Origin of the sequence: Nocardioides sp. (assembly GCF_041600255.1) — a bacterium.
GTDB lineage: Bacteria > Actinomycetota > Actinomycetes > Propionibacteriales > Nocardioidaceae > Nocardioides.
Genome location: NZ_JBFIKK010000051.1, coordinates 1 through 21,320 on the forward strand (window position 1 = coordinate 1; position 21,320 = coordinate 21,320).

Here is a 21,320-nt window from a genome sequence, read left to right on the forward strand (position 1 = left end):
TGACCGAGCAGGACGTCGGGATCCTCGAGGAACTGCGCGAGGTCGCGGGGGAGTCGCTGGCCGCCTGCCGCGACCGGGTCGTTCCCGCCATACGACGCGTGCTCGAGGTGCATGCCGACGAGGACGTGGTGCTGATCGGGCACGCCACCGCCTGGGCGCTGGTCGCGGCAGCCGTGTCGGGCGCGGCCCTCGACCTGGATCGCTGGCAGCGCCTCTCCCACCCTGGCCTGGTCGTCCTGGAGGTCTGAGACGTCGTGGTGGATTCGGCTCCGGGACGCTCCCGGGAGTGGGATCTTGGCCACGAAGCGCCGACCGAAGGAGCCCCGATGACCACGCCTGTCCCGCCGGCCGCGTCCGGAGCCGGGCTGAGCCCGCTCCGGATCCTGCTGGGGTTCGTGCTCGGTGCCGCGATCGGCTCGCTGTGGGTGGTGGCCTTCATCTTCGTGGCCTTCGGGTTGGGCGGGGAGGAGCTGCTCGACCTCGCCCTCACGGTCGTCTTCGTGGGGCTCGGCGTGCTCCCGGTGGCGGCAGCGCTGTCCGTGGTGGTGAGCAGTTCCCGCCGGCGGCGTGGTCGGGGGCTGCTGCTCGGCGTGGCGGTCGGCATTCTCGCCGTGGCTGCGACGTACGTCGCCGTGCTGCTGCCCGAGCTGCTCTAGCGCGACATCGTCCCGGACTCCTCGGTCCAGGTGTGGGACCCCCGTCCTCTGGGTAGAGGCGCTCCGACAGGTGCGCCTCGGGGTGCATCGGTGAGGAGCAGCAATGAGCAGCAACGGCACCACCGGCCGCAGGAATCCGCTCGTCGGGGAGCTGGCCGCCGAGTTCGCCGGCACGATGATCCTGATCCTGCTCGGGGTCGGCGTCGTCGCCCAGGTCGTCACCGCGGGCGACGGCAGCCTGGGGGACCACGACTCGATCGCCTGGGGTTGGGGGATCGGGGTCACCCTCGGGGTCTACGTCGCAGCCCGTCGTTCCGGGGCCCACCTCAATCCGGCCGTGACCCTGGCGCTCGCCGCCTTCCAGGGGTTCAGTTGGCGCAAGGTGCTGCCCTACTCCCTGGCGCAGACGGCCGGCGCCTTCGTGGCCGCCCTGATCGTCCGGGTGGGGTACGCCGACCTGATCGCCGCGGTCGACCCCGACCACACGATCAAGACCCAGGGCATCTTCTCGACCCTCCCCGGCAACGGTTCCGGTCCGGTCAGCATCCCGACCGCCTTCCTGGACCAGGTCATCGGCACCGCCATCCTGGTCTTCGTGATCTTCGCGCTCACCGCAGCGTGGAACAACCCGCCCCTGGCCAACCTCGGCCCGTTCATCATCGGCCTGCTCGTCGTCGGCATCGGCATGGCCTGGGGCGCCAACGCCGGCTACGCCATCAACCCCGCCCGCGACTTCGGTCCTCGGATCGCGTCGCTGCTCACCGGGTACGGCGGGGCGATGCGGGACCAGAACGACCAGCTCTACTTCTGGCTGCCGATCGTCGCGCCGCTGCTCGGCGGCTTGCTCGGCGGCTTCCTGTTCAAGATCCTGATCGAGGACCACCCCCTCGAGCCCGAGGCCACGTCCGAGGAAGCCGTCAGCGAGCCCCTCCCCAACCGGTGACCACCGCACTCCACAGAAAGCAGGACCTCCATGGCTGACTACGTCGGTGCCGTCGACCAGGGCACCACCAGCACGCGCTTCATGATCTTCGACCACTCCGGGAGCGAGGTGGCGCGCCACCAGCTCGAGCACGAGCAGATCATGCCGCAGGCCGGCTGGGTCGAGCACGACCCGGTGGAGATCTGGGAGCGCACCCGCTCGGTGATCCAGAAGGCGATGAGCAAGGCAGGGATCCAGGCCGACGACCTGGCCGCACTCGGCATCACCAACCAGCGCGAGACCACCGTGGTCTGGAACCGCAGGACCGGGCGCCCGTACTACAACGCGATCGTGTGGCAGGACACCCGGACCGACCGGATCGCCTCCAAGCTCGAGCGTGACGGCCACGGGGACCTGATCCGGCACAAGGCCGGGCTGCCGCCCGCGACGTACTTCTCCGGGGGCAAGATCCAGTGGATCCTCGAGAACGTCGACGGGGTGCGCGAGGCCGCCGAGACCGGGGACGCTCTCTTCGGCAACACCGACTCCTGGGTGGTGTGGAACCTGACCGGCGGGACGGACGGGGGCGTCCATGTCACCGACGTGACCAACGCCAGCCGCACCATGCTGATGGACCTCGAAACGCTGGAGTGGGACGACGAACTGCTCGCGCTCTTCGACATCCCGCGGGCGATGCTCCCGGAGATCCGGTCCTCCAGCGACCCCAAGGCGTACGGCGTCACCCGCATCGACGGACCGCTCGGTGGCGAGGTGAAGCTGACCGGGATCCTCGGCGACCAGCAGGCGGCCACCGTCGGTCAGGTCTGCTTCGCCCCGGGCGAGGCCAAGAACACCTACGGCACCGGCAACTTCATGCTGCTCAACACCGGCAACGAACTCGTCCGCTCGAAGTCCGGGCTGCTGTCCACCGTCTGCTACAAGTTCGGCGAGGACGAGGTCGTCTACGCCCTCGAGGGGTCGATCGCGGTCACCGGCTCGGCCGTGCAGTGGCTGCGGGACCAGCTGGGCATCATCAGCGGCGCCTCGCAGAGCGAGTCGCTGGCCCGCCAGGTCGACGACAACGGCGGCGTCTACTTCGTTCCCGCCTTCTCCGGGCTGTTCGCGCCGTACTGGCGCTCGGATGCGCGCGGGGCGATCGTCGGGCTCTCCCGCTTCAACACCAACGCCCACCTGGCCCGGGCCACGCTGGAGTCGATCTGCTACCAGAGCCGCGACGTCGCCGAGGCGATGGAGAAGGACTCCGGCGTCCGTCTGGAGGTGCTCAAGGTGGACGGCGGGGTGACCGCGAACGAGCTCTGCATGCAGATCCAGGCCGACGTGCTCGGGGTCGAGGTCAGCCGTCCCGAGGTGGCCGAGACCACCGCCCTGGGCGCTGCCTACGCCGCGGGCCTCGCGGTCGGTTTCTGGGAGAGCACCGACGAGCTGCGGGAGAACTGGAACGAGGACCGGCGCTGGTCGCCGGAGTGGGACGACCAGCAGCGCGAGCAGGGTTACACCCAGTGGAAGAAGGCGGTCGAGCGGACGCTCGACTGGGTGGACGTCGACTGAGGGGCCACCACGACACGCCCTCTCATCCGGTCGGCACGACTGCCGGGCGTGCCGACCGGGTGAGATGCTGGCTCCACTCCGGACGACGAGGAAGACCGTGATGGACACCCACCGCACCACCGACGACCACCACACCGGTCCGGACGTGCCGGACGAGCGGGACCTCGACTGGTGGCACCGCGACCACCCAACGTTCACGGCGTTGACCGGCTTCTTCACCGGGCTGGTCTTCGTGATCGTGGTGCCCGGCGCCTTCATCACCCTGCTCAACGCGCTCTTCGACGACCAGGTCGCCGAGCAGCTCTTCCCGCTGGTGCTGGTCGCGCTCGTCGCGCCCGTAGCCTTGGTGGCCGCGCCGCGGACGCGTCGCTTCGGGCTCTACATGCTCATCGGGATGGCGGTCAGCCTGGTGGTCGTGGTGGGCGTCGCCATGCTCGTCATCTGGTACATGGTCGAGTTCCAGGGGTGACGAATCGGCCCGTTGCGGGCCCGGATGCGATGATCGGGGTCTGATGTCTGACGCACCTTCCCCCGACGCACCCACCGCCGACGCTGCCGGAGCCAAGCCCCTGCAGCTGGTCTTCGACGAGCCCCGAGGCCGCAAGAAGCCGCCTCGGCACCTCGCCGACCTCACCGCCGCCGAGCGGACCGCGCTCCTGACGGAGCAGGGACTGCCCGGCTTCCGGGCCAAGCAGCTGTCCACCCACTACTTCTCCCGGCTGGTCGACGACCCGGCCGAGATGACCGATCTGCCGGCCGCCCAGCGTGACGAGCTGGTGGCCGCGCTGCTGCCGAACCTGATGACCCCGATCCGCACCATGGAGGCGGACAAGGGCACCACCCGCAAGACGCTGTGGCGGTTGTTCGACGGCGCGCTCGTCGAGTCGGTGCTGATGCGCTACCCCGGTCGGGTCACGATGTGCGTCTCCAGCCAGGCCGGCTGCGGGATGGCCTGCCCGTTCTGCGCCACCGGCCAGGGTGGGCTTCAGCGCAACATGTCCACCGCCGAGATCGTCGAGCAGGTGCTGGCCGGCGCGCGTTCGCTGGCTCGCGACGAGGTGCCGGGTGGCCCCGGTCGGGTCTCGAACGTCGTCTTCATGGGCATGGGCGAGCCGCTGGCCAACTACAAGGCCGTGATCGGCGCCGTACGTCGGCTGACCGACCCGGCGCCCGACGGTCTGGGGATGTCGGCCCGCGGGATCACCGTCTCGACGGTGGGCCTGGTGCCGCGGATCAACCAGCTCACCGAGGAGGGCATCCCGGTCACGCTGGCCCTGAGCCTGCACGCCCCCGACGACGAGCTCCGCAACGAGCTGGTCCCGATCAACACCCGTTACTCGGTCGCCGAGACCGTCGAGGCGGCCTGGAACTACGCCCGGGTCACCAAGCGCCGCGTGTCGATCGAGTACGCGATGATGCGCGGCATCAACGACCAGGCGTGGCGTGCAGACCTGCTCGGCGACGTCCTGAACTCCTACGGCGACTGGGGCTGGGTGCACGTCAACCTGATCCCGCTGAACCCGACCCCCGGCTCGAAGTGGACCGCCTCGGACCCGGCCGACGAGCGCGAGTTCGTCCGTCGGCTCGAGGCGAAGGGCATCCCCACCACGGTCCGCGACACCCGCGGCAGCGAGATCGACGGAGCCTGCGGGCAGCTGGCCGCGACCGAGTGAGCGCCTGCGACTGAACGCCGGCGCTCGGGCTCAGTCCGTGAGTGCGGGCTTGGCCAGCAGCAGCTCGACGTTGCGGGCGTCGCGACGGCCCCGCCGGTCGAACTCACGCTCGTGCCAGTCGTTGGCGGCGAGCTCGCGGCCCAGCGACGCCAGCTGCGGAATGCCGCCGAGCCTGCCGTTCAGGCGCGTCGGTGACTGGTGGTCCAGCATCGTGGCGAAGATCGACAGTGTCCCGTCGCGGTTGTCGACGATCTCGATCAGGCGGGACTGCTGGGGCCAGTCGATGTGCGAGGCCGTGTTGATCTCCCACAGACCTCCGCCACCAGCCCTGGACCGGGCCCAGACCTGGTTGGTGTGGGTGTGGCCGTTCACCCAGGCGAGCACGTTGTCGTGCTCGAGCAGGAGGGCGAGCACCTGGCCGCCCAGCACCCGGCGCTCGGCCTCCCCGCCGGTGCCGACCAGCTGGTTGTCCATGCTGTCGACCGTGTGGTGGCTGCAGACCACCACGTAGCGGTCCCGGGCCGCCTCGAGCTGCGCCCCGAGCCAGGCGAACTGGGTCTGGTCGAGCGAACCGCTCGACTCCCCGTTGGGGTTGACGGTGTCGAGCACGATGAACCGCACGCGGCCCCGGTCGAAGGCGTAGTAGGCGGTCCCCTCGGCGCGATTGGTCTCGGTGAAGCCATGCCCCACCGGCCGGCCGGTCGTGGTGAAGTGCTCCTCGACCAGCTCGGCCCGGGCCAGGATGCGGCGGTCGGGGTCCGCCGTGACATGGCGGACCGAGGGGGTCAGGGCGAGACCGTTGACGAACGCGGCGTAGTCGCCGCGGACGGCGTCGTACAGGTCGGTCTGGGTCAACCCGGCCGGGGGAGTGATCAGCTTCAGGGGACCGACGGCGAGTCGGCTCAACTGCATGGTGGCCGGAAAGTTCCCCTGGGCGAGACCGTCGTGGTTGCCGAAGGCTGCGTACCAGGGCATCTTCAGGCCCTGAGCCCGGAAGGGCCGTCGTGCCGCGTCCAGCAGGCCGGGCAGCGTGGGGAAGCCGTACTTGCGTCGTGGCCGGTCGTCCTGCTGACCCTCGGGGGTGCCGTCCGGGTGCCAGTAGTGGGTGTCGTAGTACGTCGTGTCGTCGTCCATGACGCCCTCGTAGCGTCCGAGGTCGCCGGAGTCGGGCCGGATCCGGCCGCCGTCGAGGAGATCGATGTTCCAGCGGATCTCGTTGAACTGCGAGTTGTCCGAGCTGTCGCCGGTCTGGATGACGAAGGCCAGCGGCTCGCCGGTCACCGGGCCACGACGCACCCGGTTCAGTTGGCGGACCGCAGCCTCGGCCACCTGGGCGGAGAGCATCTCGCCGGGTCGGTAGGCGGAGCCGAAGATGCCGGGCACCGGATCGCCGGGCTCGGTGGTGTCGTCGTAGCGGTCGAGGAACTCCACCCGTGCCGGGGACTGGTGGTCGATGATGTGCACGTCGCTGATCTGGGCGAAGGCGAGCACCGCACGCCGACGGCGGTGCCGGCCGGACCGGGCCTCGACCCCCAGGTCGGTCCTGACCAGGTGCCGTTCCCCGGGGCGACGCACCACCCTGCGGTAGCCGCCGATCCCACCCGGTCCGCGCTCGAGGACCCAACGCAGCGTGGTGGCTCGTACGCTCGCGGCAGGTCGGGCGACGGCGTTCTGGGCCAGCGAACCGCCCAGGACGCCCGCGGTGCCGAGAACGGCACCGGTGCGGAAGAGCCCGCGACGAGTCAGATCCATGCCGGGTGAACGACGCACGGACCACCTTGGTCACGCGGCGAGCAGGGCGGCTGCCTCCTCGACCGTGTCCACGAGGTGCACCATCGGGGCCATGGTCCGTTCCCGGGCCAGCGCCTGCAGCAGCGGCCAGGCCGGCAGGTCCTCGGTCCAGTGGGTCCTGCCGACCAGGATCATGGGAGCCAGCGACGACTCGTCGGCGTAGTAGTTCTCGCAGGCGTCCTGGAAGATCTCCTGGACGGTGCCCGCGGCGCCGGGCAGGAAGACGATGCCGGCGTCGCAGACCTCGAGCAGCACGGCTTCGCGGGTGGCGTTGCGGAAGTACTTGGCCAGCGCCGTGGCGAGCACGTTCGGCGGTTCGTGGCCGTAGTGCCAGGTCGGGATCGCCAGGGACTCGACCCCGCCCGCGAAGTGCTCACGCACCCGGAACGCCGCTGCCGCCCAGGCGTCGATCGAGGGGCGGTACGTGGGCACAACGGCCAGCATGCTCAGGGCCTCGTCCAGCTCGGCCGCCGGGCGCCCGGCGAGCCAGGCCCCCAGGTTGGCCGCCTCCATCGCGCCCGGCCCGCCACCGGTGGCGACCACGGCGTGGCGGGCCAGCAGGCGGCCGAGCCTGGCCGCGTCGGCGTACCCGGCCTCGCCGCGGCGCAGGGCGTGGCCTCCCATCACCCCGACCACCCGTCGTCCGCTGACCCAGCTGCGCAGCGCCCGGTCCACCGCGTGGTCGTGCAGCGACCGGGCCAGGGTGGCCTCCTCCTCGACGGAGGCCGACAGGTCCCGGGGGTCCTGCATCGACCATGCGTAGGCGCGCGCGTCCAGCGAGTCGGCGTACGACACGGTGTCGTAGAGCTCGTCGGCGGTGTAGAGACGCGAGCGATAGGTGTCGATCGGTACGTCCGGGATCACCGGGAGGACCAACGCACCCCCGGCCCGGACCGAGGCCGCCGTGTCACTGGAGAGCCGGCAGCCCAGGAAGGTCGCGCCACCGACCCGGCAGCGGGCCAGGTCGCTGCTGCGGTCGGTGAGGTCGACGCCCTGGATGCGCCACCCCGAGAGGTTGCTGGCCCCAGCGGCCATCCGGCGGTCGAACTCCGCCAGCGTGTCGACGTGGACGAGCCGTCCGTGGGTGCGCTTCACACCCGCGAACCTAGCGGGGCCGCTCAGAACGCGTGGGCCATCAGTTCACCGAAGAGCTCCTGCTCGTCGACGTCCAGCCCGCGGGCGCGGAACCACGTGCACACGTTCGTGCAGTCGCGCATCAGGAAGTCGAGGCCGGCGGGGTTGCCGGCGAGGTCGACGACCTGCGGCAGATCGATGATCACCAGCCGTTCGCCCGCCGCGAGGATGTTGTACGGCGAGAGGTCCCCGTGGGCGAGCCCGGCGCGGACCAGCAGCACCATCGCCTCGCGGAGCTGGTCGAACCAGGAGCGGAGCAGCGCGGGCTCCGCACGGGTCTGGGCCAGGCGCGGGCATCACGTGAGCGCTTGGTGGAGCGACCCTCGGTGTAGGTGGCGGCGCGGTGGAAGGTGCGGTGCTCGGTGCTCCGGTAGCGCTTCGCGGCCATCACGACCGCTGCGTCCGGATCCCGGGGGTCGCCGCGTTCGACCAGGAAGACGTCGGCCTCCTTGCCCGTCTTCAGGACACTGAGCTCGGTGTCGATGGCGCCCTGGGAGGTCACGACCCAGTCGGGTCGGGGCTCGGGGCCGCGGGAGAGGGGTTCGACGCTGAGCCAGGTGGACCAGCGTTGGGAGGTGTCGTCGCGGTCGTCGTAGACGGTGAAGTCGAAGACGAACGAGGGGTCGAGGTCGTGCGGGTGATCAGGGTGCTCAGGTTGATCGGGGTGCTCGGTGGACGAGCCGAAGAGGTGCGACATCGCGGTGGGTGCTCCAGGGAGTCGAGAGGAGGTGGGCTGCGGGCAGGCCAAGGACCGTCGTACGCATGACTGCTCCTCTCGTCGGGCACCGGCCGGTTGCCGGAACTCCTCGCAGTGAAGCAGGCCCGGGCTCCTGTGGACAACGGCTTTCTCGGGCGCCCGGGACAGGTAGGTTCACCGGGTGACGAACCGACTCGGCCGGCACCCGGGCGCGGCCCGGGCGACCGCCTGCCTGCTGCTCGCCCTCTGCCTCGGCGCCAGCACGCTTCCTGCCGCTGCCGAGCAGGTGATGGCCTCGTCCGCGGCCGCCAGTCCGGGAGCCGCCGGCATCGGTGACCCCTACTTCCCCCTGGACGGCAACGGCGGGATCGACGTACGTCGCTACCAGGTGCACGACCGGTACTCCTTCGGGTCGGGCAGGTTGAGTGGCCACACCCGGTTGACGATCCGGGCCACGCAGGCGCTGTCGCGGTTCAACCTGGACCTGCTGCTGCCGGTGCGCGGCGTACGGATCGCCGGGCGCCCGGTCGAGTTCCGCAAACCGAACCGGCACGAGCTGCAGATCACCCCGAGGCGGCCCATCGCGGCGGGGACCGTCTTCCGCGTGCGGGTCAGCTACGCCGGTCGACCCGGCACTATCGGTTGGCGAGGTGAGCGCAACTGGCTGGCCGACGACACCGAGGTCGTCACGATGAACGAGCCGCACATGGCGCCGTGGTGGTTCCCGGCCAACGACCATCCCCGTGACCGGGCCCGGATGGACATCCACATCACGGTGCCGCGCCGTGAGCGGGTGGTCGCCAACGGGCAGCAGGTGAGCCGTCGCGTGCACGGCCGGCTGGCCACCACCCACTGGCGTGCCGAGGAGCCGATGGTGCCCTACCTCGCCTTCTTCGCGGCCGGTCGTTTCGAGGTCGGGCAGGGCAGCCATCGCGGACTGCCCTGGTACGTCGCGGTCTCGAAGCGGATCCCGCAACCGACGCGAGATCGCTCGATGCGGCTGATGAAGCGCACGCCGGGGGTGGTGAGCTGGCTCGAGGGTCGGCTGGGGGAGTACCCCTTCGCCTCCACCGGCGGCCTGACCACCAGCCTGAACCCCGGCTTTGCGCTGGAGAACCAGACCCGTCCCACCTACCCGGTGCTTGCTCGCGGCTCGTCGTCCATCGTGGTGCACGAGCTCGCCCACCAGTGGCTGGGTGACGCGGTCGCGCTGCACGGCTGGCGCGACATCTGGCTGAACGAGGGCTCGGCGTCCTTCCTCGAGGTCGCCTACGACGAGGCCCACGGCGGCCCGACGGCGCAGGCCTGGCTCGACGACCGGTACGCCGACCTCGACGACGACCCGACGTTCTGGCAGCTCAAGATCGGCGATCCCGGGCCGTCCCATCTCTTCGACCATGAGGTCTACCTGCGGGGAGCCATGGCGATGCAGGCCTTGCGCAACCGGATCGGCGAGGAGGACTTCTGGACGCTGCTGCGGACCTGGGTCAGCGAGCGCGCCGGCTCCACCGGGTCGACCGGCCAGTTCCGGCGGCTGGCCGAGAAGATCAGCGGCGAGGAGCTCGACGGGTTCTTCGAGGCCTGGCTCATCGCCCCGGTGGCGCCGGAACGCACCGCCGACAACGGGCTCTGAGGCGAGCGGCCCCCGGTTGCTGCCGAGCGCTCAGCCGCGCAGCCGGACCGACAGGCAGGTCACGCAGCCCTCGAGCTTCTCGAACTCGCTGATGTCGACCGCGACCACCTCCAGTCCGCGCTGTTGCAACAGGGCGCGGGTGAGTGGTGCGCTGCTCGCCATCAGCACCGTTCGTCCGTCGAGCAGCACCACATGCGAGCCGGCCTCCTCCGGCACGGCCAGGAACCGGTCCCAGACCTCGGGGTCGTCGACGAGCGGCTCGTGGCCGACGACGGTGCCGTCGGGCAGGGCGGTCACGGCCGACTTGAGGTGCAGGACCTTGCTGACGCCGACGCCGATCACGCGGGCGCCCTCCGGCTCCAGCAGGTCGGTCAGCTGTGCCAGGCCCTCGGCGTTGGTGCGTCCGCCCAGACCGACCCAGACCGTGCCGTCGTGCTTGAGCACGTCTCCGCCGTCGAGCGTGCCGGGACTCTCGATCCTGGCCACCCGGTAGCCCAGGCCGGCCACGATCGCCTCGGTGGCGTCGACCTCGGGTCGCCGCTCGTCGGCTCCGGGGCGCGCCAGCACCGCCAGGTCGCCGTACATGACCACGGTGTCCTCGACGAAGACCGAGTCGGGGAGGTCCGGAGCGGGCTCGACCTCGATCACCTGCCAACCGGCCCGGGCGAAGGCAGCGACGTACTCGGTCCACTGCGCCTGGGCGAGGTCGACGTCGACCTCGGAGCGCTCGAGGTGGGTGAGCAGCCCGTCGGCGAGGCGGGGGCTGGGGCGGCGGACGAGGAGGCGAGGTTCCATCGCGCCATGCTCACACGCTGATGCTCGGGGAGCGCGCCTCACTGGCCGGGTCGGTGCAGACGTGGGTGTCGGCGTTCACATGAGCCTCAGATGTCGCAGGTTCACCATGGGATGCAGACCAACCCACGCTTCCCATGCTCTGCAGACCATGGGAAGTGATGTTTCGGCTGCATCCCATGGTGAACCGCCGGATTCGACCCACCAGCCGGGGCCATCGCCCGCGGTCCGATCTGGACCTGCGCTCGCTCGAGGGCGACGACTTCGTCAACGCGGTGGCCGGTCATCCGCCCAGCACCGCGGTCGCCGACCCCTCATCGCCGACCGCGGCGTTCCTCCGCCGCCTGCCCGCTGATCGTCACCACCGCGTCGGCCTTGAGGATCCGGGCGAACCGGGCCCGGATGATCCGCAGGACGAACGTCTCGTCCTCCTCGACCTCGGTGTCGGAGCGCACCGTGACCGGGACGCTCACCTGCGTCGTGCCCGCAGGGACCTCGATCCGCTGACGCAGCGCGACGTAGTCGCCCTCGTCGGCGGTGCCGGCCACCGTGGCCACCACGAGGCTGATCCGCCGACCGCTCGGTCGGCCCAGGCGCACGGTCACCGGCACCTGCTGGTCGGTGAGCGGCTCCTCGACCGTGAGGTCCACCGCGGCCAGCGCCGGCTCTCGATCGCGATCGGTGATCCTCACCTTCAGCTGCGACTGGTCCGGGAGGTGGAGCCCTCGCGGTCGGTCGACGGCGACGGTGAACATCTCCCCAGGCTCGTCGAGCCCGTCGCGCAGCAGGCGGATCCGCAGCGTGCGTCGGGTGCTGCCGGCCGGGAACCGAACGACCGTACGGCGGGAGTCGAAGTCGCGTCCGCCTTGCGCGCTCGCGCCGCGGGTCAGCACACGCACGGTGGTCACCCGGGCGGTCGGCCGGTCGAGCCGCAGTCGGACGGTGGCCTTCTCGCCCTCGCGGGCGTCGGTGGTGCTCACCGACAGCCGAGGCACGGGGAAGCCCGGCTGTCCGGCGTCGTCCAGCGCGACGAAGCAATAGCCCCTCCGGCGGGCCTCGTTCACCACGCGCGGGACGGCCGCGATCGACGCGGGGGAGTTGTGGATGCCGTCGTGCTGCAGCACCACGTTGCTGCGGTGCGGCCGGAGCTGGGCCAGGATCCGCGCCGCGATCGTGGCGGCTGCCGATCCGTCCCAGTCACGCGGATCCACGTCCCACAGGACGGACCGGTGGCCGGACCGGGCGATCGCCGCCTCCACGCGGGCGTCGGTCGCGCCGTACGGCGGACGCATCAGGCGGGTGGGCCGGGCACCGACCCGGGTGAGCAGCCGGTGCGTCGAGCGCAGCGTCCGGGTGATCTCACGATCGGACTGCCGGGTCATGGCGGCGTGCGCATGGCTGTGGTTGGCCACCAGGAACCCGCTGCGGGAGACCAGACGAGCGGTCGCGGGCTCGGCCGCCACCCGCTGGCCGACCATGAAGAAGGTGGCCGGCACCCGCAGCTCGCGCAGGCTGCGCACCAGTCCGGGGGTGTGCGCCGACGGTCCGTCGTCGAAGGTGAGCGAGACGTTCCCGGCCGAGCAGGGTGCCCGTCCGGGCACCGCTTGGGCGTCGACCGACCCGGTGCCCGCCAGCAGCGTGGTCGCGAGCCCAAGGGCAAGGAGACCGGCGATCACGGGCCGTGACGACAACGGGAGCACGCGCCCCAGCCTGCGGGGACGCCGGCCCGGGCCGCAGCGGAATCCGACAACTCGATCGCCGGGGCCTGCTGAGAGGATGACCCGGTGACAACTCGCGACGTGGTGATCCTCGGTTCGACCGGGTCCATCGGCACCCAGGCCCTCGACCTGGTCCGCGCCAACCCCGACCGGTTCCGGGTGGTCGGGCTGACCGCCGGCGGATCCCACCCCGATCTCTTCGCTCGTCAGGTGGAGGAGTTCCGACCCGCCTTCCACGGCCTCGGCGAGGAGGCCTCCGTCGAGGCCGCCGGCCGACCCGCGGACGTCGTCCTCAACGGCATCACCGGCGCGGTCGGTCTGCTGCCGACGCTGGCCGCCCTCGACGCCGGCACCACGCTCGCGCTGGCCAACAAGGAGTCGCTGATCATGGGCGGCCCCCTCGTGCTGGAGCGCGCGGCGCCCGGCCAGATCGTCCCGGTCGACTCCGAGCACTCCGCCATCGCCCAGTGCCTGCGCGGCGGCACCGCCGCCGAGGTGCGTCGTCTCGTGCTCACCGCCAGCGGCGGTCCCTTCCGCGGCCGGACGCGCGAGCAGCTGGCCGAGGTGACCCCCGAGGAGGCGATGAACCACCCGACCTGGGACATGGGTCCGGTGATCACGATCAACTCGGCCACGCTGGTCAACAAGGGCCTCGAGGTGATCGAGGCCCACCTGCTCTTCGGCATCGACTTCGACCGGATCGACGTGGTGGTCCACCCCACGAGCGTCGTGCACTCCATGGTCGAGTTCGCCGACGGCTCCACCCTCGTCCAGGCGAGCCCGCCGACCATGGCGATCCCGATCGCCCTGGGCCTGGCCTGGCCCGACCGGGTGCCGGACGCAGCCGCTGCGGTCGACTGGACCCGACCGGAGACCTGGGAGTTCCACCCACTCGACGACGAGGCCTTCCCGGCGGTCGAGCTGGCTCGTCGCGCGGGCGCCGCAGGCGGGACGGCCCCGGCGGTGTACAACGCTGCCAACGAGGCCTGCGTCGATGCCTTCCGCCGCGGACGGCTCGCCTTCACCGGGATCGTGGACACGATCGCCGCCGTGCTGACCGAGCACGACGTACCCTCGGAGCAGGAGCTGACCGTCGACGCCATCCTGGCCGCCGACGGGTGGGCGCGAGAGCGCGCCGCCAGCATGATCGAGGGCTCGGCCCAGGAGGGTGCGCGATGAGCGTCGTCTACTACACGCTCGGCGTGGTGATCTTCGTGGTCGCCATCCTCGCCTCGATCGGTCTGCACGAGCTCGGCCACATGATCCCGGCCAAGAGCTTCGGCGGGAAGGTCACCCAGTACTTCATCGGCTTCGGCCCCACGGTGTGGAGCAAGCAGGTCGGGGAGACCGAGTACGGCGTCAAGGCGATCCCGCTCGGCGGGTACGTCAAGATCGTCGGCATGCTCCCGCCGGGGGCCGAGACGCTGGCCGAGCAGGTCACCGTGGACGCCCAGGGCAACCAGGTGGTGCGGGTGCGCAAGTCGAACACCGGCATGTTCACCCAGCTCATCTCGGACGCGCGCGCCGCGGAGTGGGAGACGATCCGGCCCGAGGACTCCGAGCGCCTCTTCTACCGGATGCCGTGGTGGAAGAAGGTCGTCGTGATGGCCGGGGGGCCGTCGGTCAACCTGCTGATCGCCTTCGTCATCTTCGCCGGTGTCTTCGCCACCTACGGCAACGCCGGTGACATCCGGGTCGAGGAGGGCCCGCCGGTCATCAGCACCGTCTCGCAGTGCGTGATCCCCTACGTGGAGGAGCGCTTCACCTGCGAGGAGTCCGACCCGATCAGCCCCGCCGCGAAGGCCGGCCTGCTCCCGGGCGACCAGATCGTCACGTTCAACGGCCGACCCGTCACCGACTGGGACCAGCTGCGCGAGATGATCCGGGCCAACGACGACGGCGACACCGTGATCACCTACCTGCGCGACGGCGAGCGGCTGACCGGTCGGACCAACACCACCGTCGAGGCCCGACCGACCTCGCAGAGCGACGAGACCCTGCGCGAGGTCGGCTTCCTCGGGGTCACCCCGACGACGTACGTCGCCACCGGCGGCCTGGGCTACACCCTGCGCGAGATGGGCACGATGACCAAGGACACCGTGGTGGCCCTGGGCACGCTGCCGGCCAAGGTGTGGGGCGTGGCCCGTGCCATCGTCGGGCTCGAGGAGCGCGCGATCGACAGCCCGGTCAGCATCGTGGGCGGCGGTCGCCTCGCGGGCGAGACCGTCTCGTACGAGGGCTTCCCGGTGAAGGACAAGGCCGTCTTCCTGCTGATGCTGATCGCCGGCTTCAACTTCTTCATCGGGATGTTCAACTTCATCCCCCTCCTGCCGCTCGACGGTGGCCACATCGCGGGCGCGCTGTGGGAGGCGGTGCGCCGAGGGTTCGCCCGGCTGCGCGGCCGTCCGGACCCCGGGTACGTGGACGTGGCCAAGCTGCTGCCGGTCGCCTACATGGTGGCCTCGGTCCTGCTGCTGATGGGCGTCGTGCTCATCGTCGGGGACCTCGTCGTCCCGTTGCGCCTGTACTCCTGAGGGCGACGACCGCGCTGGCCGCGTTCCGGGCGATGACCAGTAACCTGAGGTCATGACCGCCATCAGCCTCGGCATGCCGGAGGCACCCCCTCCGGTGCTCGCCCCGCGTCGTCCCACCCGCCAGATCCAGGTCGGCAAGGTCGGCGTCGGCAGCCAGTCCCCGATCTCGGTGCAGTCGATGACCACGACGCTCACCTCGGACGTGAACGCGACGCTGCAGCAGATCGCGGAGCTCACCGCGACCGGCTGCGACATCGTGCGGGTGGCCTGCCCCAGTCAGGACGACGCCGACGCCCTGGCCCAGATCGCCCAGCACTCCCAGATCCCGGTGATCGCCGACATCCACTTCCAGCCGAAGTACGTCTACGCCGCGATCGACGCCGGCTGCGCGGCCGTCCGGGTCAACCCCGGCAACATCCGCAAGTTCGACGACCAGGTCAAGGAGATCGCCAAGGCGGCCCAGGACCGCGGTACCAGCATCCGGATCGGCGTCAACGCCGGCAGCCTCGACAAGCGGATCATGGAGAAGTACGGCAAGGCGACGCCGGAGGCGCTCGTGGAGTCCGCCGTCTGGGAGGCCAGCCTCTTCGAGGAGCACGGCTTCCGCGACTTCAAGATCTCGGTCAAGCACAACGACCCCGTGGTGATGGTGCGTGCCTACGAGCTGCTCGCCGAGGCGGGGGACTGGCCGCTCCACCTCGGGGTGACCGAGGCCGGACCCGCCTTCCAGGGCACGATCAAGTCCGCGACCGCCTTCGGGGCCCTGCTGTCCCAGGGGATCGGGGACACGATCCGGGTCTCGCTCTCCGCGCCCCCGGTGGAGGAGGTCAAGGTCGGTATCCAGATCCTGCAGTCGCTCAACCTGCGTCCGCGCAAGCTCGAGATCGTCTCCTGCCCCTCCTGCGGGCGCGCCCAGGTCGACGTCTACAAGCTCGCCGAGGAGGTCACCGCCGGGCTCGACGGGCTCGAGGTGCCGCTGCGCGTCGCCGTGATGGGTTGCGTGGTGAACGGACCCGGCGAGGCCCGCGAGGCCGACCTCGGGGTGGCCTCCGGCAACGGCAAGGGCCAGATCTTCGTCAAGGGCGAGGTGATCAAGACCGTGCCCGAGTCCAAGATCGTCGAGACCCTGATCGAGGAGGCGATGAAGATCGCCGAGGGCATGGAGTCGGTCGACGGCGCCACCGCCCAGGTCAGCGTCTCCTAGTCGCCGTCCAGGCGATCTGACCGGCTCCGGCCAGATACGCTGCTGTCGTGCTCATGTCGCGCCACGGCGTCCGTCCTCTCGATGCCCGAGACCTCGGGGCGTTCGTGGAGCTTGCCGAGCTCGACCCGGTCGTCAACGTCTTCGCCCTGTACCGCGCCCGCACCACGAACCTCGAGCCCCGCTGGCTGGGCGGGGAGATGTGGGGCCGCTTCGAGGGCGGTCGGCTGCGAGCCGCGTGCCACGTGGGCGCCAACCTGGTCACGATCGGTGCCGCCCGCGAGGACGCGGCCGCCTTCGCCGACCGCGCGATGTCGCGCGGCCGCACGGTCTCCACGATCGTCGGGCCGCACGAGGCCGTCGAGGTGTTCTGGGAGGGCGTGGCGCAGAGCTGGGGGGAACCGCGGGAGACCCGCTGGAACCAGCCCCATCTGGAGATCTCCGGTGCGCCCGCGATCCCGTCCGACCCGCTGGTACGCCGGACCACCCTCGCCGACCTCGACGAGCTCTACCCCGCGTGCGTGGCGATGTACACCGAGGAGGTCGGGTTGTCGCCCGAGGCCGGAGGCGGGGCCGACCTCTACCGGGCCCGGGTCACCCAGCTGGCGAACCGGGGCTGGTCCTTCGCCCGCTTCGACGAGGGACGCCTCGTGTTCAAGGCCGAGGTCGCCTGCGCGACCAAGCACGCCGCCCAGGTGCAGGGCGTCTGGGTGGCGCCGGACCGCCGTGGCGAGGGCCTGGCGACGGCCGGCATGGCAGCGGTCGTGGAGCTGGTGCAGGCCGAGATCGCCCCGGTGGTCTCGCTCTACGTCAACCACTGGAACAACGCAGCGCGCCGGGTCTACGGACGGGTGGGCTTCGAGGAGACCGCCCGGTTCGCCACCGTCATGTTCTGATCGACCTCACGGTGTCTCGGTCTCCTCGAGGTCGGTGGCCCGCTCGCAGTCCCGGATCGCACAGCGGACGACGGCGCTCTTGCGGCGACCGTTGGTGTCCAGCAACAGGTCACGTCCGGACTCCCACCAGACCTGGCCGAACCAGTAGGTGGTGTAGCGCGCCAGGACCTTGCCCCGGATCGTGCGGAGCCGGACCTCGTTCGGACCGAGCCCGTCGGCGAGGATGTGGATCGTCGCCATCCGCCACCCGGACGGCGAGAAGGCGTGCACCCGCTCCGAGCACGACGTCCAGAGATGACGACGCGGCTTCTCGAGCGTGCTCACCACCGAGCAGCCGCCGTCGTACGGGTCGCCGGTGTACGTCGCGAGCCGGTTGCGCCGGAGGTCGGCGGCATAGCCGTACCGGGGCGCCACCTGGCGTCGGGTCCCTGCCTCGACGTCCCAGACCACGGTGCGGCCCGGGTTGTTGCCGCCCAGGGCGATCCGCTCCTCGGCGAAGTCCAGCACGTCGCGGTAGCCACGGAAGGCGGCCTTTCCGACGCGCTCACCGCTCTCCGCGTCGTGGACGGCCACCGTGGTGCGTGCGGCGCGGCGGTGGTGCAGGACGGCGATCCGGCTGCCGTCGTCCGCCAGCACCTGGTTCCACACCGTGATCCCCCGCAGCAGGAGCCGGCGTTGGCCGTCCGGACTGATTCGCACCGTGCGGTGCTGGGGGCGACGGGAGTGCGTGGTGACGACGACGTAGTCCTCGCCCGAGACACCGAGCAGGGTGACCGACCGGCCCTTCACCGGGACCCGAAGGTCGCCGTCGACGATGGTCCGGTCCTCCACGTGGGGGACCCGGATGTCGTCCCCGCGCTCGATCCGAGCAGGCTTGAGTTCGGTCTCGGGTACGGCGGCGCTCGGACCGACCCCGCCGAGCAGGGTCGTGACGGCCGCGAGCAGGGCAAGGGTGGAGGCTCTGAGTGGTGTCCGCATGGGGTGCTCCCGAGGTCATGACCGGGCTTCTTCCGGTCCCGTCAGGGGAGACGTCGACGGGCTGCGAAAGGTTGTCGCGGGGACCAGTAGCCTTGCCCGCATGATTCTTCGGATGTCGAGCCTGTTCGTGCGGACCCTGCGTGACGATCCCGCGGACGCCGAGGTGCCGAGCCACCGGCTCCTGGTCCGCGCGGGCTACATCCGACGCGCCGCCCCCGGCATCTACACCTGGCTCCCGCTCGGCCTGCGGGTGCTACGCAAGGTCGAGTCGATCATCCGCGAGGAGATGGACGCGATCGGCGCCCAGGAGCTCTCGTTCCCCGCGCTGCTGCCCCGTGAGCCCTACGAGGCGACCGGCCGCTGGACCGAGTACGGCGACGGCATCTTCCGGCTCAAGGACCGCAAGGGCAACGACTACCTGCTCGGCCCCACGCACGAGGAGATGTTCACCCTCGTCGTGAAGGACCTGTACTCGTCGTACAAGGACCTGCCGCTGTCGATCTACCAGATCCAGACGAAGTACCGCGACGAGGCGCGTCCGCGCGCCGGGCTCCTGCGCGGTCGTGAGTTCGTGATGAAGGACTCCTACTCCTTCGACGTCGACGACGCCGGACTGGAGGCGAGCTACCAGCAGCACCGCGACGCCTACATCCGGATCTTCGATCGGCTCGGTTTCGAGTACGTGATCGTCAAGGCGACCTCGGGTGCGATGGGTGGCTCGAAGTCGGAGGAGTTCCTGGCGCGCGCGGACGTGGGGGAGGACACCTATGTCCGTTGCACCCACTGCGACTACGCCGCCAACGTCGAGGCCGTCCAGGTCCGCCCGCCCGCGCCCGTCGGGTACGACGACGTCCCTGCCGCGCACGCAGAGTCGACGCCCGACACCCCGACCATCGAGTTGCTGGTCGACCACCTCAACGAGAAGTTCCCCCGCGAGGACCGGTCCTGGGCGGCCGCGGACACCCTGAAGAACGTCCTCGTCGTCCTCAAGTACCCCGACGGCACCCGCGAGCCGGTGGCCATCGGCCTGCCCGGCGACCGCGAGGTCGACCAGAAGCGACTGGAAGGTCAGCTCGAGCCGATCGAGGTGGAGCCCTTCGGTGAGGCGGACTTCGCCCAGCACGCGAGCCTGGTCAAGGGTTACATCGGGCCCGGCGTGCTCGGTGAGGAGAGCACGAGCGGGATCCGTTACCTCGTCGATCCCCGCGTGGTCGAGGGCAGCCGCTGGGTGACCGGCGCCGACGTCGACGGCAGCCACGTGATCGACCTGGTGGCCGGTCGCGACTTCACCGCGGACGGCACCATCGAGGCCGCCGAGGTCCGCGACGGTGACGCCTGCCCGAGCTGCACCGAGGGCACGCTGGAGTCGGCTCGCGGGATCGAGATGGGCCACATCTTCCAGCTGGGTCGCAAGTACGCCGAGGCACTCGACCTCAAGGTCCTCGACGAGAACGGCAAGCTCGTCACCGTGACGATGGGCTCCTACGGCATCGGCCCCTCGCGTGCCGTCGCCGCCATCGCGGAGGGCACCCTCGACGAGATCGGTCTCTCCTGGCCCCGCGAGGTGGCGCCCGCGGACGTGCACATCGTGGCGGCCGGGAAGGACGCCACTCTGTTCAGTGCTGCCGAGCGGATCGCCCACGAGCTCAGCTCCCAGGGCATCGAGGTGCTCTACGACGACCGCGCGGGCAAGATCAGCCCCGGGGTGAAGTTCAAGGACGCCGAGCTGATCGGTATCCCGACCATCGTCGTGGTCGGCAAGGGTCTGGCGGACGGCGTCATCGAGGTCAAGCACCGGGCCAGCGGCGAGCAGGAGCAGGTGGCAGCCGACCACGTCGTGGACCACGTCGTGCGCCTCGTCCGCTCCTGACCCCGGCGGGCGAGATGGGCGGGGCCACCGGCGGGGTCGAGGCCGTCATCTTTGACTGGGGCGGCACCCTCACGCCGTGGCACACCGTCGACTTCCACGCCGAGGCACGGGTGCTGGCCCGCGCGGTGGTGAACGCGCGCCACGAGTTGTCGGAGATCAGCGCCCGGCTGCACGCGGCCGGCGCCGCGATCTGGGGGCGCTCGCGTGACCACCAGCAGAGCGCGACCCTGGCCGACGTCTTCGCGCAGGCGGGCCTGGACCACGACCCGGAGCGGCTCTCGGCGTACTTCGACTTCTGGGACCCGCACACCCGGACCGACCCGGAGGTCGCCCCGATGCTGGAGGCGCTGCGCGCCGACGGGCTCAAGGTCGGCGTGCTGTCCAACACGATCTGGCCGCGCGCCCTGCACGAGGCGATCTTCGAGCGCGACGGCGTGCGGCACCTGATCCACGCAGACGTCTACACCAGCGAGCTCCCCTGGACGAAGCCGTCGCCGTACGCCTTCCATGCGGCGATGGCGGCCGTCGGCGTCTTTGAGCCGGACCGCTGCGTCTACGTGGGGGACCGGCTCTTCGACGACATCTGGGGAGCTCAGAACGCCGGGATGCGCGCGATCCACGTTCCGCACAGCACCATCCCGGCCGAGCAGGTCGGGCACACCGAAGGGCTGCCCGATGCGGTGGCGCATCGCATCGGTGACGTGCCCGCGATCGTCTCCGCCTGGCGCTGAGACCGCTCTCGCAGCGGCAGAGTTGCGAGTTCGTGCAGTGCACAAGTGCGCAGCGCGGGACTGTTCCGCTGCGCCTCCGGCCGGGGCCATCATCACGAGTCCCGGCTGCTGCGATCCAGCGGCCCCCCTTGGAAGGAACCGCATGCGCATCTCCCGCACCCTTGCCGCGACCACCGCCGCCGGCCTGACCACCCTGGCCCTCCTCGGGACCGGGCTCACCGCCCCGGCCTCGGCTCAGGTACCCGCCCGCGAGGCGGGCTCGAACTGCCTGGTCACCGACGACCACGACTCGGCCGACGCCGCCCGCGGTGGGCGCTCGGGCCTGGACCACCGCGACCTGAGCGCCCAGGAGCTGCGCGCCGTCGAACGGTCCACGAAGGCGCGGCTGCGCGCTCGCGGGATCACGCCGGCAGCCGCCGCGGCCGCCGTTGCCACCGTGCCGGTCTACGTCCACGTGATGCGCGACAGCTCCGGCAACGGCGACGTGACGGACGCCCAGATCAGCCAGCAGATCAGCGTGCTCAA

The 21,320-nt window shown here is 70.9% G+C and carries 20 protein-coding genes and 1 pseudogene; 14 read left to right on the forward strand and 7 right to left on the reverse strand.

All coding sequences use genetic code 11. The features are described from left to right. From ABZE72_RS08105 to rlmN, 6 genes are all read left to right on the forward strand, one after another. Positions 1-248 (forward strand): histidine phosphatase family protein (locus tag ABZE72_RS08105; RefSeq protein ID WP_372728507.1); only part of this gene is annotated, 248 nt, incomplete at its 5' end. Between the two features lie 78 nt (positions 249-326). Next, on the forward strand, positions 327-656 hold the full coding sequence (locus tag ABZE72_RS08110) for a hypothetical protein (RefSeq protein WP_372728508.1): 330 nt from the start codon (positions 327-329) through the stop codon (positions 654-656). A 103-nt stretch (positions 657-759) separates the two neighbouring features. Further along, on the forward strand, positions 760-1,599 hold the full coding sequence (locus ABZE72_RS08115; RefSeq protein WP_372728509.1) for an MIP/aquaporin family protein: 840 nt from the start codon (positions 760-762) through the stop codon (positions 1,597-1,599). A gap of 30 nt (positions 1,600-1,629) precedes the next feature. Further along, positions 1,630-3,147 (forward strand): glycerol kinase GlpK, encoded by a 1,518-nt coding sequence (gene glpK / locus ABZE72_RS08120; protein ID WP_372728510.1) that lies wholly within the window; start codon positions 1,630-1,632, stop codon positions 3,145-3,147. 100 nt (positions 3,148-3,247) lie between these two features. After that, positions 3,248-3,616 carry a hypothetical protein gene (locus tag ABZE72_RS08125; RefSeq protein WP_372728511.1) on the forward strand — a complete coding sequence of 123 codons (369 nt, stop codon included), beginning with the start codon at positions 3,248-3,250 and terminating at the stop codon, positions 3,614-3,616. Between the two features lie 43 nt (positions 3,617-3,659). Next, positions 3,660-4,820, forward strand: coding sequence for a 23S rRNA (adenine(2503)-C(2))-methyltransferase RlmN (gene rlmN / locus ABZE72_RS08130; RefSeq protein WP_372728512.1), 1,161 nt, complete (start codon positions 3,660-3,662; stop codon positions 4,818-4,820). Positions 4,821-4,850: 30 nt separating this feature from the next. Here the strand turns inward: rlmN and ABZE72_RS08135 are convergent, their stop codons facing one another. The 4 genes from ABZE72_RS08135 to ABZE72_RS08150 are packed head-to-tail and all read right to left on the reverse strand — an operon-like array spanning position 4,851 to position 8,442. Then, complete coding sequence (locus ABZE72_RS08135) at positions 4,851-6,572, reverse strand: TIGR03767 family metallophosphoesterase (protein ID WP_372728513.1); 1,722 nt, start codon at positions 6,570-6,572, stop codon at positions 4,851-4,853. Positions 6,573-6,602: 30 nt separating this feature from the next. Next, positions 6,603-7,706, reverse strand: a complete 1,104-nt coding sequence (locus ABZE72_RS08140; protein WP_372728514.1) for an LOG family protein — start codon at positions 7,704-7,706, stop codon at positions 6,603-6,605. A 23-nt stretch (positions 7,707-7,729) separates the two neighbouring features. Then, the gene (locus ABZE72_RS08145) at positions 7,730-7,969 is read right to left on the reverse strand and encodes an RIO1 family regulatory kinase/ATPase (protein WP_372728515.1); all 240 of its coding nucleotides are present in this window, start codon (positions 7,967-7,969) and stop codon (positions 7,730-7,732) included. Further along, on the reverse strand, positions 7,888-8,442 hold the full coding sequence (locus ABZE72_RS08150; RefSeq protein WP_372728516.1) for a hypothetical protein: 555 nt from the start codon (positions 8,440-8,442) through the stop codon (positions 7,888-7,890). The genes ABZE72_RS08145 and ABZE72_RS08150 overlap by 82 nt, the downstream gene beginning before the upstream one ends. A 181-nt stretch (positions 8,443-8,623) precedes the next feature. Here ABZE72_RS08150 and ABZE72_RS08155 point away from each other — a divergent pair, with 181 nt between their 5' ends. Beyond that, positions 8,624-10,075: a M1 family metallopeptidase gene (locus ABZE72_RS08155; RefSeq protein WP_372728517.1), complete on the forward strand. Its 1,452-nt coding sequence runs from the start codon at positions 8,624-8,626 to the stop codon at positions 10,073-10,075. A gap of 30 nt (positions 10,076-10,105) precedes the next feature. On the opposite strand, the gene ddaH is transcribed toward ABZE72_RS08155, so the two are convergent. Beyond that, entirely contained in the window at positions 10,106-10,870 is a 765-nt protein-coding gene (ddaH, locus tag ABZE72_RS08160; protein ID WP_372728518.1) for a dimethylargininase, read from the reverse strand. A 311-nt stretch (positions 10,871-11,181) separates the two neighbouring features. Next, positions 11,182-12,567 (reverse strand): polysaccharide deacetylase family protein, encoded by a 1,386-nt coding sequence (locus ABZE72_RS08165; protein ID WP_372728519.1) that lies wholly within the window; start codon positions 12,565-12,567, stop codon positions 11,182-11,184. Between the two features lie 84 nt (positions 12,568-12,651). Between ABZE72_RS08165 and dxr the strand changes: the two genes are divergently transcribed. The 4 genes from dxr to ABZE72_RS08185 are packed head-to-tail and all read left to right on the forward strand — an operon-like array spanning position 12,652 to position 17,216. Beyond that, on the forward strand, positions 12,652-13,764 hold the full coding sequence (gene dxr / locus ABZE72_RS08170; RefSeq protein WP_372728520.1) for a 1-deoxy-D-xylulose-5-phosphate reductoisomerase: 1,113 nt from the start codon (positions 12,652-12,654) through the stop codon (positions 13,762-13,764). Further along, positions 13,761-15,119, forward strand: coding sequence for an RIP metalloprotease (locus ABZE72_RS08175; protein WP_372728521.1), 1,359 nt, complete (start codon positions 13,761-13,763; stop codon positions 15,117-15,119). Before dxr ends, ABZE72_RS08175 begins: the two co-directional genes overlap by 4 nt. Before the next feature lie 52 nt (positions 15,120-15,171). Next, positions 15,172-16,323 (forward strand): flavodoxin-dependent (E)-4-hydroxy-3-methylbut-2-enyl-diphosphate synthase, encoded by a 1,152-nt coding sequence (gene ispG / locus ABZE72_RS08180; protein ID WP_372728522.1) that lies wholly within the window; start codon positions 15,172-15,174, stop codon positions 16,321-16,323. A 53-nt stretch (positions 16,324-16,376) separates the two neighbouring features. Next, positions 16,377-17,216, forward strand: a complete 840-nt coding sequence (locus ABZE72_RS08185; RefSeq protein WP_372728526.1) for a GNAT family N-acetyltransferase — start codon at positions 16,377-16,379, stop codon at positions 17,214-17,216. A gap of 6 nt (positions 17,217-17,222) precedes the next feature. Here the strand turns inward: ABZE72_RS08185 and ABZE72_RS08190 are convergent, their stop codons facing one another. Beyond that, positions 17,223-18,194 carry a hypothetical protein gene (locus ABZE72_RS08190; protein ID WP_372728523.1) on the reverse strand — a complete coding sequence of 324 codons (972 nt, stop codon included), beginning with the start codon at positions 18,192-18,194 and terminating at the stop codon, positions 17,223-17,225. A gap of 100 nt (positions 18,195-18,294) precedes the next feature. Between ABZE72_RS08190 and ABZE72_RS08195 the strand changes: the two genes are divergently transcribed. From ABZE72_RS08195 to ABZE72_RS08205, 3 genes and pseudogenes are all read left to right on the forward strand, one after another. Continuing rightward, the gene (locus tag ABZE72_RS08195; protein WP_372728524.1) at positions 18,295-20,064 is read left to right on the forward strand and encodes a proline--tRNA ligase; all 1,770 of its coding nucleotides are present in this window, start codon (positions 18,295-18,297) and stop codon (positions 20,062-20,064) included. Positions 20,065-20,078: 14 nt separating this feature from the next. Next, the gene (locus ABZE72_RS08200) at positions 20,079-20,795 is read left to right on the forward strand and encodes an HAD family hydrolase (protein WP_372728525.1); all 717 of its coding nucleotides are present in this window, start codon (positions 20,079-20,081) and stop codon (positions 20,793-20,795) included. 142 nt (positions 20,796-20,937) lie between these two features. Next, positions 20,938-21,320 (forward strand): annotated as a pseudogene (locus tag ABZE72_RS08205) (zinc metalloprotease); the annotation flags it as partial.